The following is a 12,234-nucleotide window of genomic DNA, read 5'->3' on the forward strand; positions in this document are numbered from 1 at the left end:
ATCTTTTGAAATCGCTTTATTCTTGCAGGACCGCTTGGTGCGCTGCGCGCGCAACGGCCTGCGTCGACCGTTGCAGCAGCGCGAACGTCCCTCGTTAGTTTTTCGCTTTGAGCAACCTGCCCAGCGGCAGCAAGGGCCCGATCGGCGTGAGATCGAATGTCATCATGCCCGCCTGCCCAAGGGGCAGAGGCTCTAAAAGGGCGCGTGCCTCCTCGACCGAAGTGACATTGAGGAGGAAAACGACCTCGGTCTGTTCGGCCGTAGCATACCAATCGGCAATCTTGCCCCGAAGATAAAGCTCAAGCGTAGCTGGAACCTCTCGGGAAAGCACTTCCGGAAGGTCAGCTGACTTCGCTTTCTCCGTCAACTTACCGATCGCGAGGACCCGCGTCGTATGGTGCTGAGCCGCGACCGAGCCCGCACCAGGGTTCGCCGACGATTGCGCGAACAGCGGGGCACTTTCGAACAGGAAGCCGGCAACCAAAGCGCCTAAAGCAAGTCGAACACCAGTGTGGATCATGACAGCATCTCCTTTGCGACAAGGTCGGGGATATCGGCCTGGAGCCAGTGCCCTCCCGGAAGCGGGCTGAGCTTGGCATTCTTGAAATGGGATGCCCGATTGCGACCAACGCTCGTCGTCATGTACGGGTCAAAGTCTCCCCAAATCACCTTGACGGGAAAGTCGAACCTTTTCAGTTCGGGAAGATGCTGAGTATTGCGATGAAGCTCGGCGAGGAAATGCGAGGCCAACTGCACGAAGGCCGGTCCGCCGCTTGGTTGTTTCATGAAATTGTCGGCGATAAGTTGGCCAACGCTACTCTTGAAGGCATTCCTCTGTTCGATCGGCTGAGCCGCCATGAACTCGTCTTGTTGCCAATTGAGAAGCCATCCGAACTGGGCCGGATCGTTCGCGATCGCTGAAGCCAAAGCGGCCAGACCGGGTGTAGCGAACAGCGTCACCATTTCCGGCCACAAAACCGGAAAGTCATCGTCGTAACCCGAATTGAGTATGACAAGCGAGGCAACTTTTTCGGGGAATGCCAACGCATAGTTGATCCCAGCCGGGCCGGAGGAATCATGCGCGACGGGCACGCATGTCGACACGCCGAGAGCCGTCACGACAGCGGCGAGATCTTGCAACTGTCCTTCAAATGTATACTGGGCGCCATCCGGCCGGTCTGATTTTCCAAAACCAAGGAAATCAAATGTGACCACGCGCCGCCCTGCTGCCGTCAGCTCCGGCACCAGCTGATCGTAGATACCAAGATGATCCGGAAATCCGTGCATCAGTACAAACGGAGGACCTTCGCCAGGATAATCTCTCGTGTAGAGACGTCCCGCGCTTCCGGGGATCATGCGCTCGGTGAAGCTCGAAGGATTGCTCATGGGAAAATCTCGCTTGTCTCAGATGGCGAGATGCAAGCTATCTGACTGCCGAGATCTGCTAAATTATACGGCTGTATATTGCCTGCTCACAACGCAGTCTTGTCGCTTCAGGACTCCAAGCATCCACGACTGCATACATTGGCATAGTTGATTTTCGCATACCCTCAGCCTTTCTTGGCCGAAGTTGTGCGGCCGCCAGGCGCGTCGCACTCAAAGCTGTCAGCGATGAGCGATAGGAGACAACGGGATGTCACGGCCCGCAACGGTGGATTTCCTTCAAATCGGCGAAGGCATCGAATTGCGACGAACGGTTGTTCGCAACGAAGGTGCGAACGGGATCGTTTTTCTTCTGCATGGATTTCCAGAGACACTCTATGCATGGCAAGGCGTTGTGGGGGCTCTGGCGGGTGACTACGAAGTTCACGCCTTGGACTGGCCGGGCTATGGGTTTTCTTCACGGCCGACGGTCGACCGATTTCCGTACTCGCCCGCGGATTACGCGCAGGTTCTGGATCGATACATTCAGAAAACCGGCATCGAACCGTCGAGGCTTGTGATTTACGCAACCGACATCGGAGCGCTGCCCGCGCTCTTGTTGGCCGTGAAAACGCCTACTATCGCAAGAAAGATCATCGTCGGCGACTTCGCGCCCTTCAACAGACCTCAATTCATGTATGCGGGTCTGCAGGGTTTGAAGACGGGACCCGCGATGGAGCAGGTTCGTGCCAACATGAACGGCGGTCGCGACCAAATACTTGAGAGCGCTTTCACGATGGGTTTGCCCAAGGAGGCACATTTTGAGGTGGCGGCTGATTTCAAGGACGACATGCTTCGAGGTTGGTCGCACGGGCCGATGACTCCAGTCGACGCATTCTCCCAATATTACTCGCATTTCACTCGGGACCAAGATTACTTCGAATCGAAACTGGCCGACCTCACAACGCCAGTGAAGGTAATCTGGGGTGAAGATGATTTTTTTATCAACAAAGAGATGGGAGTGGAGCTCGCCAAGCGCCTCGGTACGCAGCTGAAGCTTCTTCGCGGCATTGGACATTACCCTCACCTGCAGAATCCAAAGCTAGTGGCCGGTGAGATCCGTACTGAATTCGAATGATCGACGTGCCTTTAGCATCAGAAAAAGTTCGAATAGTCGTCCGGCTCATCTTCGCAGGTCCACGCTGTCCAATACGCTCGTTCGATTAGACTTGGTATCTGGAGTTGCGACTAAAGAAACCGGCCCTTACGATCCAAGCGGTAGGGTCGACGCAATCACTCTCGCATAAGCCGGTTGAATACATCCATATTTGTGCCGGCAATTCTTGTTCTAACCAGGTTAGCGAGACATGTCAGTCAATACACGATCGGCTCCTGCGTCCGTCGGTTTCTTAGGAACCGACACGCCTGCAACGCAACGCGGCTCCACCGTTGCCTTTGCGGATAAATTGCGCGAGCTAGGTTGGACCGAAGATCGCGCAGTCATAAGATATTGGTGGGCCGAAGGACAACCCGATCGGTTTGCAACACTCGCTTCCGAATGTGTCCACGCCCCCGTCGATGTCATTGTCACTGCCGGTACACAAGCGGTGACCATGGCGATGCAATCAACCTCAGCCATTCCGATCGTGTTTGCTCAAGCGGAAGATCCGGTCGCGGACGGCTTAGTCGCAAACCTGGCGCGGCCGGGTGGGAATGTTACCGGAGTGTCTTTGGGGCGCAAGGACATTTGCCGGCGGCTTTTGGAGACCTTGACTGATATACTGCCGAGTTTTCGACGACTGGCAATTCTTGTCAACGGCAACAGCCCCGCCGCCTTACTAGAGGCAGGAGAACTCCAAGTTGTTGCACGCCTACTCGGCATCGACATCGACCTATTAGACGTCCGAGTGGAAGACGCTATCATCCCAACGCTAGAGGCCCACTACCGGGGTATCGACGCTCTCTACGTAACCAGCGATCAGTTGACTTGGGGCAACCGCGACCAAGTGCTCACCTTTGCGCTGATATCCAGCTTACCAACCGTTTTTCGACGCCGCGGCTTTGTCGCTGCCGGGGGCTTACTGGCTTGCGGCCCGAACTATCAGAAGCAATTTGAGCGGGCGGCCGAGTTTGTCGATAGAATCTTGCGAGGCGCAAAGCCAGCAGAGTTGCCTGTGCAGCGATCACAAGAGGTTTCACTGGTCGTAAACCGGAAGACTGCAGCCTCGCTTCGGCTGGAGTTATCATCGCTTCTATCTATGACAGACGACATAATTGAGTGATCCAAATCCACGCTTTAGTATACGCAAACGCCCCATGGAAGTTTCGTCCGTGCTAATCTCTCTGACCGTCTTGTCCACTTCGACTGCACTCATGTGGATACCATACGTCGTGGCACGAATGATGACCCACTGCGTGCTACGACCAATTGGTACTCCCGGGTCCGACTACCCCGTAGATGCTCTCAGTAAAGTTTTGGCCAATTCGGCCGGTGAATACGATGGCCAAGCTGGTTGTTCGCCTGGGGCCTTTGGGCTTCGGAGGCTCAATGTCTGAACGATGTGGAAGACGGAGACGAAAAGGATCCCCGTCTCCGTACTTAGGTTTGCCCCATATCGGACTTTGCGCGAACTCAGGAAGGACGCTTCGCGAAAGCCCTGGCGCAATTTGGCTCTCTCATTCAGAGCGGGCGTTCAGTTCGCTGTGTCGACGGTGGTCTATGTTGTTTTTTCCTCAACGTAGAACTTGTGTGCACTTTTGTACTTAAGCTATTTGCCACACCGGGTGGCCGGAGGGGCGGGCGGTGCAAAATCTGTTGCGGATTCTGATCGTTGAAGACGACTACCTCATTGCCGAAATGGTCCGAGACGCGCTGTCTGATGGAGGGTTCGAACCCGAGGTAGTCGGCTCCGGTCAAGAGGCGCTACACCTGCTGGACGATGGCGGGACCTACTGCGCTCTAGTCACCGACATCAATCTCCGTGGCGACTACACGGGTTGGCAGGTGGCACAACGCGCCAGAGAGTTATCCACCGACCTTCCGGTGATTTACATGACCGGCGCAGCCGCCGACGAGTGGGCGTCGCGGGGGGTACCCAACAGCGTTCTTCTGAACAAGCCGTTCGCGCCTGCGCAGGTCGTGACTGCTGTCTCGCAATTGTTAAACCATACGACGCCACCGAATGATTGATGGCACAAACGGCACGGCCTTCGCTCTCAGTATCTGCTCGGCCAGCCAATGTTGCTTTTGTTGAGGGCTTTCCGTCGTATCGAAGACGTCCATCTCCTTGACGGTCATCTGAGACAGATTCACGAACGCCCTCACGTCGTGATGCCTTTCGGCGGCCGCAACGTTGGTTGCGACCTCTAGACATGGCTGGCACAGGCGTTCACATCCTTCGATCGGGCGGTGAACATCCGCCAGCTCGCGCAGATCGCGGCCGCGCCCGTCACCAGAATGGGGTTCTTGTATTCCCTGGGATTTTACTATCCTTCGCCTCGGCTACGGAGCCTGTTCATCCCGGAGGCGCGCCGGAGGGACCGTGATTTCGATCTTCCCGTTTGCGACATCGTAGACCACGCCGGACACCATTATCGCGGCGGGAAGGTTCGCATTCGCCTTCAATGCATCAACATCGATCCGCACGGCTCGATACGGGTCCATGATGGCCATCTTGTTCAGTTCGTCTTCGGTGACGTTCAAATAGCAGGGTATGATTCCGCAATCGGTATGGTGCACCGCGGCAACAAAGCCGGCCACGATTGCGATCAAGCTAATGGCGACGTGTGATAGCGTCAAAACTAACAACACCGCTATTTCTCCGAGCGCCGGAACGAGATTGTTGCGTACCATGCCAACCTAGGCAGCCATAACCATCTCACGTTCGTACTGCAGCAAGTTCTCGATGACCGTAGCCGTGCTGTCAGTTCTGGCGTAGGTCATTATTGCCGCCTTTTGTAACGGGCATGGTTGATGGCTAGGCAGGTCATCTGAACCGTGCCTCGCGCAAAGACGGATGAAATAGTGCAGAACGCATGCGTATTGGCTCAAGCAGCAGCGGAGCCGGCGGCGACACCAGATGTGGAGAGCCTCCAGGAATTCCCGACCAGACACTTTGACACGGAGTGCGGCTATGCATCGGATCGGCCTTATTCTCCCATACGATTTTCAATTGCTGAACCTCGCCGCGTTAACCGCGTTCGAACTCACGGCGGAATCGTCGGGCTCGCCGCGGTACGACCTGCACCTCTTGTCAGAGCAAGGTGGGCCTCTTCGGTCTTCTTCTGGCTTGATCGTTGAAACCGAGGCCCTCGGACATCCAGCCTTTGACACGATCGTAGTTGGCGCGATTACATCGTTCGCAATGCCTGCTCCGTCCACCGCAAACATGATTGCATTCGTCCGTGCAGCCGCGACAGCCTCGCGGCGCGTCGCTTCATTCTGCAACGGTGCGTATGTTCTCGCTGAAGCCGGACTTCTTCATGGTCGGCGTGCAACAACGCATTGGAGCCAAGTAGCCAGCTTCAAAGCCCGCTTTCCCAACGTAAAGTTGGAGGAGAACAAGATATTCATCAATGACGGCCCAATCTGGACCTCCGCGGGGATGACCGCCGCGGTCGATCTAGCGCTGGCAATGATCGATAGAGACTTGGGGCCCCGAGCGGCTAATTTGGTAGCGAGGCTGCTTGTCGTCGATCGGATCCGCATGGGAGGGCAAAACCAGCATTCAGCGATGCTTGACATGACGCCGAAGTCAGACCGCATCCAGTCGGCCTTGGCCTATGTCCGCCAAAACCTCAAGAGTACCCTTTCCGTCGAGGAGTTAGCAGGCGTCGCTGGTCTTAGCCCCCGTCAATTCAGCCGCGCCTTTCTGACCGAGACGGGTCAGCCTCCGGCCAAAGCTGTTGAGCTACTTCGTTTAGAGGCTGCGAGATTCATGATGGAGGAGGGACGCCATCCGGTCAACGTGGTGGCGCAAGAGGCGGGTTTTCTGGACCGCGAACGAATGCGCCGCGCATTCCTGCGAATGTACGGCCTATCACCCCAAGCTATGCGCAAGAAAGCGAAAGGCGCGACAGTTGATTAGCTGCACGGTGAGGTAAGTTCCGCTTCCGGGCCCTTGGCTGACCTTCGCGGGGCGGGCTACGACGTCTGCTTCGAAGTGGTGAGCTGACTCCGCATTGCCTTCTTGGTGACCTCGCTCGGAACGTGCTACTTTGATTATGATGCCTCTCAGAGGTGCTACACAAAAAAAGTCGACGGACCGAAAAACGAAGCAAAATCAATATACTCTGGGATTGCTCTAACAGTTCAAGCCTGCCTGGCAGCTGACTTTACAGCTCTAACTGTTGCCCCGCGTCAAGACATTGACCAACAACGGGTACCGATACTTTCCTCATCCCCTAGCCCTAGCGACTTCCCCCAAGTTGGATTCAGCGCGACCATGACTGAATGTCCCCTCGCATCATTCCTATCCCCCTCTCCGGCGATCTGAGGAAAGCTCAGGCCAAAGGCGTCCGTCATGCTGACGGGCTGCACGACACCTACTTCGAGCAGTCGAAGCTGATCCGCAGTACAGCAGAAGCCAAGATACGTGAAGCCGACAGGCTGGAATGCACTCATGTGGGCGTGGACAACTGGTGAGATGCGCCCGGTGGTCGACGACCGGCAAGCGAATCCTACGATCGGCAAGGCTATCAACGGCGGATACGATCTGCTTGAGGCTAAGTGCAAACGATGCCGGCGCCTTTCACTAGTTTCACTGCGTGAAATTCGACGACCCGCGCGGACGCCGATCTTGATGCTGGAAGACGCACTGTTCTGCGAACCGTGCAGCGAGGGCAAACACTATACTCATCGCCAGCGGGCGTTCATCGTTGGCCTTACAAATGCCAAGCCCGATGCTCCGTCGTCAGGAGCGGCAAGCGATGGGAAACGGCGACGATGACGCTGTTCCGATTAGCTCCGATCGATATCCGTGCCGCTGACGAAAAGTGGTCTGCCTCTACGATTCAGGAGACTGTGTGGGTCGAAGCACGCGATGAACTACATGCGCGCCACCTGGTGGAAGCGGCGACCCTAAAGATGGTTGACCTGAAGCCGGGACGGCCACCCCTGTTCTCGCCCTGGCTCGATCAGGTAATCACGTCGTGCTTTGCAGACCAGGATGCGAAGAAGCCAACAACAGGACAAATACTGACTGCGACCGGCAAAGCGATTGCCATTCCCGGCGCCGAGACCGCTTAAAGATGTGCAATCTTTATTCGATCACGACGAACCAGGCGGCGATTAGTGCCCTTTTCAGGGTCGTCAATCGCTACGTCGGCAATCTTGCACCCATGCCCGGAGTGTTTCCGGACCACAGAGCACCGATCATCCGGACCGGTGCCGACGGGCGTGAACTCGCGACAGCGCGTTGGGGCATGCCGTCGTCATCGAAAGCACTCATGGACGCGACGAAGAAGCGTGCCGAGAAATTGCAGGCCAAGGGCAAGGAGGTCGATTTCAAGGAGCTGCTCCGGATGGAGCCGGATTCCGGAACCACCAACATCCGCAACGTGAAGAGCAAACACTGGACGCGGTGGCTGGGTACGGAGCACCGGTGCGTGGTGCCGTTCAACTCCTTCAGCGAGTTCAACAAGGCCGAAGGCGGCGACATCTGGTTCGCACTCGACGAAACCCGCCCCCTCGCGTGCTTCGCCGGGATCTGGACCAACTGGACGTCCGTCCGGAAGGTCAAGGAAGGCGAGACGACCAACGATCTCTATGCGTTCCTGACGACGGAGGCCAACGCCGAGGTCTTCGCCATCCATCCCAAGGCGATGCCGGTGATCCTAACGACGCCAGAAGAGGTCGAGACGTGGATGACGGCGCCGGCCGAGGAGGCGCTCAAACTACAGCGGCCCCTTCCGGACGGAACGTTGAGGATCGTTGGCCGCGGCGTGAAGGAGGATCCCGCGCCGGCGACGTAACATTTTCCACAAGCGCTGCGGAACAGATGGACAAGGCCCAGCCCTGCAGATTGCGAATCCCTGACCCGTGGTAACTGCCCGGAACGAGCAGGCGGGCGGAAGGATTCGTCCAGGCAGGAGCCATCTCGATGCTGATGACGAAAGAAGGACGGCCGGCGATCCGCGCGCTGCGCGGCTGGGCGATCAGCGTGCTGCAGGACGCCGGCGCGATTCACGAATGCGAGGAGCACGGCTGGGCAAAGGATCGGACCGACCCCCATGCCCGCGAACGCGCACTGGAGCTTGCTCGGCACGATCACCCCGACGGCGTCTCCCCCGCCGATGCTGTCGCAGAAATCTGCTCCGTCTTGGATTCCATCGGTGATACCTGCCCGGAGTGTCCGCCGAGCGATTGAGCGCGTCCTTATCCCCAGCGCGCTCGTTACAGAGTCACGGTGCTGGGCTTTGGGAGCAAGCGCTTCGATTGTCTGAGGCTTGCCGCCTGGACCCGGCGTACCAGTCGGCGTACGGCGTGTTCTTGACCGCGTGTCGATTGAAATCGGGCGTGCCGTCCTTCCACCACACCGGTCCGCGCTCACCCAAGCCACGCTTGGTCTGATCGACGAGCCGATGCGCTGCAGCTTCAGCTTCCGGATCTCCGGCCGCTTTGGCCGTCTTCACTGCGCGGCGCGCATCCATCAACTGCTTCACCAGCCGCGCCTTGTCGCCGGGAGCTATGGTCGGATCGCTCATCCGCCAGAGTTTCCCCCGGACGACGAAGTAGCGCCCGTCCGGAGTCACGGGATGCCTGAGACCTGCCATCCAGAAGAGCTTACTTGGTACGAACGGTCTTCGCGCCGGCGCCCTTCAGCGCCTCGGCGATCTTGTCCGGCTCGTCGCCGTGGAAATCTACCGACACCTCGATCTCGCCTTCAAGCCTTTGCTGCCCTTCCGGCGCTGGTGCAGCCTTCACGTCCGCACCGGCCGATCGTGTTCCAGACGAATTGGCGGCGCCCACGGGCTGAACGAAGACGTCGCCTCGCGCAACGCCACATTCCTGGACGACGTGCTCGACGGCCAGCTCGGCCTCGTGCCGCGTGGCGAACTCTCCGATGATCGTGCTTTCCAAGGTTGTCCTCCGACTCCAGGGATCGTGAGGCGGACAACCGGCGAGTGACGTCGAGAGTTCCTATAGCCAGTCCGGCGCCCTTCCTCCGACAGACGCCGCGCGCGATGCGCTGGCGCTCAGCAGCAGAAACAGCGCCCGCTCGGCCTTGTACCTCGCGGCCGCCCGGCTGCACTCTGACCCTGACATCAGAATTTCTCCGCCAGCCCGGCGCACGGCCCACTTCCACCGGCCGCGTCCGCGCGGCTTCAAGACGATATCGTAGCAACTCGGATGTTCGGTCGCCGTGCCGGGCTGCAGCAGGGCATTGATGTCCATGACCTTGTCGGCGGGGGCGGTCGTCGGCCGCATCGCTTGCTCCATTTCTAAAGACGAGTTGAGGGATCGCCGCGCGGGAAAACCCGCGCGGCTTCGGATCGAACCCGGCTGCCTGCCTGGTCAGGCAGCCCTGGATTCGATTTGGGTCACGTTGCTCGGTGCGGCGCCGTTGATCTCGATGCGGCGCGGCTTCATCGCCTCGGGGATCTCCCTCTGCAGGTCGATGACGAGCAGGCCGTTCTCGAAGTGGGCCCCTTTGACCTCGATGTAGTCGGCGAGCGTGAATTGGCGCTTGAAGTTGCGGGTCGAGATGCCGCGATGCAGGAAGGTCTTGCCTTCCTTCTCGGACTTCTTGCCTTCCAAGGTCAGGACGTTCTGCTCGGACGTCAGCGCGACCTCGTCAGGCGTAAAGCCGGCGAGCGCCACCGAAATCTGGAAGCGGTTCTCGTCGATGCGTTCGATGTTGTAGGGGGGATAGGTCTCTTCGGCGGTCCGCTGGACCTCGTCGAGGGCGTCGAAAAGGCGGTCGAATCCGATGCTCGACCTCCACAGGGGAGTCCAATCATACCTCATATCCAAATCCTCCTTGGAGCAAGATGGGTACGAGCAGGCTCCGGACACCGTCCGGGCGCCCGTCTCGGCCGGGACCCTACAGGCGTCCCGGTCGCCGAAAAAAATGAGAACCGATGCGAAAGTTTCAAGGGGCGCGGCTCGATTTTTTGCCGCCGAAATCGGGATGGTTAATGCTTTGAACTAGCCGGCGGCCGCGAAAAGATCCCACTTGTGTCAATCGGCTTGCAAATTTGGCTCTGACTCACTTTTGATGCAGTTCGAGGGATGTCTGGCGTTTTGATTGGAGGAGAATCAGCGCCATGCAGCAAGCACTCCACCGCTCCAGTCTGGTGCCGCGTGGGTTTGTGGTAGAGAGTGCGTGCTACGAGGGTGATAAAGCCGTCATCACGGTCCGGGCGTCCGGAAGCGTCGGCATGTGTCCATTGTGCGGAGCGGCTTCCCGACGTGTCCACAGCCGCTATCGGCGCCGTGTGACCGATCTGCCGCTTTCGGGGCGGGTCGTGAAGCTCCTGGTGATCGCACGCCGCTTCCGTTGCGATGCCGTCCTGTGCGGACGCCAGATCTTCACTGAGCGTTTCTCCGACGGGATATTGGCTCCATCAGCGCGACGCACGGCGAGGCTGGACTCTATCGTCCATCACCTTGGTCTGGCGCTTGGCGGTCGACCGGCGGCAGGCTTCGCAAAACGGCTGATGTTGCCGGTGAGCAAGGACACGCTTCTGTGCGTGGTCCGACGCCGTCACCGTCCGCCGGCTGACCCGCTCAAGGTTATCGGCATCGATGATTGGGCCTGGCGTCGCAATCACCGATACGCCAGCATCATCTGTAACCTAGAAAGGCGCCGGATAGTCACCCTGTTGCCGGATCGTGAGCCCGCGACCGCCCGAGCCTGGCTCGCTGCGCATCCCACGATCGCGATCGTCGCCCGCGATCGTGGCGGCGGATATGGCGAAGCGGCGGCCAAAGCCTTGCCGCACGCGGTGCAGGTCGCCGACCGCTGGCATCTGATGGAGAACGCCAGTCGGGCCTTCCTTGACGCCGTCCGCAAATCGATGCGCCAGATTCGCACTGTCATCGGTGCGACCACGATCGATCCCCAGCTGCTGACGGCAGCCGAGCGGCTCCAGTATGAGGGCTACTTACGCCGCGAGGAGACCAATGCGGCCATCCTGGCACTGTCGAAGAACGGCATACCCATCAAGCAGATCGTGCGTCGGACTGGCCATAGCAGGAAGCTGATACGGCAGGTGATCCGCGGCGAACGCACCGATGTCTTTCGGACCCGGCAAAGTTCGTTGGATCTGCATTTGCCATGGCTCGATAATCAGTGGGTGTCCGGCTGTCGAAGCGGGGCCGAACTCTGGCGCCGCCTAGCAGCGCGTGGCTTCCGCGGCTCGCTCCGCGTCGTCAGCGAGTGGGCAACCCGCAGACGACAGGCCGAAAAGGCCGATGCAAAGAACCTTCAGCGGATTCCCTCAGCCAGAACAATCGCTCGCCTCATGACCATCGGGCGGGACCTGCTCACGAAAGCGGAAACCGTCACGGTCGCGGCGATCGAAGCTGGCGTGCCAACTCTGGTCGAGGCACGCGAGATCATCGCCGAATTCCACCTGATGATCCGGCGCAAGACCGAGGCGGGTTTCATCCCATGGATCGAGCGCGCTCGCGCCAGCCTCGTCGCCTCGTTCGCCAGCGGCGTCGCGAAAGATGAGGCTGCGGTACGGGCGGCAATCACTTCACAATGGTCGAACGGACAGACCGAAGGTCAGATTACACGCCTCAAGCTCGTTCGACGTCAAATGTACGGTCGCGGGAAAATCGATCTGCTTCAAGCCAGGTTGATCGGCGCAGAATAGTCGGCGTTGCACCAAACTTGCGTCAGAGCCAAGCTCGGCTCTGACTCA

At 58.8% G+C, this 12,234-nt stretch carries 16 protein-coding genes; 9 read left to right on the plus strand and 7 right to left on the minus strand.

Annotation, left to right across the window (positions count from 1 at the left end; translation table 11 throughout):
* Positions 1-94: 94 nt before the first annotated feature.
* Positions 95-520 (minus strand): hypothetical protein, encoded by a 426-nt coding sequence (locus tag L6637_RS15120; protein WP_237866342.1) that lies wholly within the window; start codon positions 518-520, stop codon positions 95-97.
* Positions 517-1,386 (minus strand): alpha/beta fold hydrolase, encoded by an 870-nt coding sequence (locus L6637_RS15125; RefSeq protein ID WP_237866341.1) that lies wholly within the window; start codon positions 1,384-1,386, stop codon positions 517-519. The genes L6637_RS15120 and L6637_RS15125 overlap by 4 nt, the downstream gene beginning before the upstream one ends.
* 247 nt (positions 1,387-1,633) lie before the next feature.
* Between L6637_RS15125 and L6637_RS15130 the strand changes: the two genes are divergently transcribed.
* The 3 genes from L6637_RS15130 (at position 1,634) to L6637_RS15140 (ending at position 4,552) form a co-directional block, all read left to right on the plus strand.
* Positions 1,634-2,500 carry an alpha/beta fold hydrolase gene (locus L6637_RS15130; RefSeq protein ID WP_237871108.1) on the plus strand — a complete coding sequence of 289 codons (867 nt, stop codon included), beginning with the start codon at positions 1,634-1,636 and terminating at the stop codon, positions 2,498-2,500.
* Between the two features lie 229 nt (positions 2,501-2,729).
* On the plus strand, positions 2,730-3,644 hold the full coding sequence (locus tag L6637_RS15135) for an ABC transporter substrate-binding protein (RefSeq protein WP_237871111.1): 915 nt from the start codon (positions 2,730-2,732) through the stop codon (positions 3,642-3,644).
* Positions 3,645-4,165: 521 nt separating this feature from the next.
* Positions 4,166-4,552, plus strand: coding sequence for a response regulator (locus tag L6637_RS15140; protein WP_338076854.1), 387 nt, complete (start codon positions 4,166-4,168; stop codon positions 4,550-4,552).
* Between the two features lie 312 nt (positions 4,553-4,864).
* Here L6637_RS15140 and L6637_RS15145 read toward each other — a convergent pair whose 3' ends face one another.
* Positions 4,865-5,215 carry a carbonic anhydrase gene (locus L6637_RS15145; protein WP_237866338.1) on the minus strand — a complete coding sequence of 117 codons (351 nt, stop codon included), beginning with the start codon at positions 5,213-5,215 and terminating at the stop codon, positions 4,865-4,867.
* Positions 5,216-5,495: 280 nt separating this feature from the next.
* On the opposite strand from L6637_RS15145, the gene L6637_RS15150 reads away from it, so the two are divergent.
* The 5 genes from L6637_RS15150 to L6637_RS15170 all read left to right on the plus strand — a co-directional run bounded on the left by L6637_RS15150 (position 5,496) and on the right by L6637_RS15170 (position 8,729).
* Positions 5,496-6,449, plus strand: coding sequence for a GlxA family transcriptional regulator (locus tag L6637_RS15150; RefSeq protein WP_237866337.1), 954 nt, complete (start codon positions 5,496-5,498; stop codon positions 6,447-6,449).
* 365 nt (positions 6,450-6,814) lie between these two features.
* The gene (locus tag L6637_RS15155) at positions 6,815-7,006 is read left to right on the plus strand and encodes a hypothetical protein (protein WP_237866336.1); all 192 of its coding nucleotides are present in this window, start codon (positions 6,815-6,817) and stop codon (positions 7,004-7,006) included.
* 300 nt (positions 7,007-7,306) lie between these two features.
* Entirely contained in the window at positions 7,307-7,609 is a 303-nt protein-coding gene (locus L6637_RS15160; protein ID WP_237866335.1) for a hypothetical protein, read from the plus strand.
* 2 nt (positions 7,610-7,611) lie between these two features.
* Positions 7,612-8,334: an SOS response-associated peptidase gene (locus L6637_RS15165; RefSeq protein WP_237866334.1), complete on the plus strand. Its 723-nt coding sequence runs from the start codon at positions 7,612-7,614 to the stop codon at positions 8,332-8,334.
* Between the two features lie 128 nt (positions 8,335-8,462).
* Positions 8,463-8,729 (plus strand): hypothetical protein, encoded by a 267-nt coding sequence (locus L6637_RS15170; RefSeq protein ID WP_237866333.1) that lies wholly within the window; start codon positions 8,463-8,465, stop codon positions 8,727-8,729.
* Positions 8,730-8,763: 34 nt separating this feature from the next.
* Here L6637_RS15170 and L6637_RS15175 read toward each other — a convergent pair whose 3' ends face one another.
* The 4 genes from L6637_RS15175 to L6637_RS15190 all read right to left on the minus strand — a co-directional run bounded on the left by L6637_RS15175 (position 8,764) and on the right by L6637_RS15190 (position 10,330).
* Complete coding sequence (locus L6637_RS15175; protein ID WP_333909324.1) at positions 8,764-9,066, minus strand: hypothetical protein; 303 nt, start codon at positions 9,064-9,066, stop codon at positions 8,764-8,766.
* A gap of 79 nt (positions 9,067-9,145) precedes the next feature.
* Positions 9,146-9,442 (minus strand): hypothetical protein, encoded by a 297-nt coding sequence (locus L6637_RS15180; RefSeq protein WP_237866331.1) that lies wholly within the window; start codon positions 9,440-9,442, stop codon positions 9,146-9,148.
* Positions 9,443-9,502: 60 nt separating this feature from the next.
* Positions 9,503-9,790: a hypothetical protein gene (locus tag L6637_RS15185; RefSeq protein ID WP_237866330.1), complete on the minus strand. Its 288-nt coding sequence runs from the start codon at positions 9,788-9,790 to the stop codon at positions 9,503-9,505.
* Between the two features lie 87 nt (positions 9,791-9,877).
* Entirely contained in the window at positions 9,878-10,330 is a 453-nt protein-coding gene (locus L6637_RS15190; RefSeq protein WP_237866329.1) for an Hsp20 family protein, read from the minus strand.
* A gap of 299 nt (positions 10,331-10,629) precedes the next feature.
* Here L6637_RS15190 and L6637_RS15195 point away from each other — a divergent pair, with 299 nt between their 5' ends.
* Positions 10,630-12,186: an ISL3 family transposase gene (locus L6637_RS15195; protein WP_237871113.1), complete on the plus strand. Its 1,557-nt coding sequence runs from the start codon at positions 10,630-10,632 to the stop codon at positions 12,184-12,186.
* Positions 12,187-12,234: the final 48 nt, after the last annotated feature.

The organism is Bradyrhizobium zhengyangense (assembly GCF_022012435.1).
Classification (GTDB): Bacteria; Pseudomonadota; Alphaproteobacteria; order Rhizobiales; family Xanthobacteraceae; genus Bradyrhizobium; species Bradyrhizobium zhengyangense.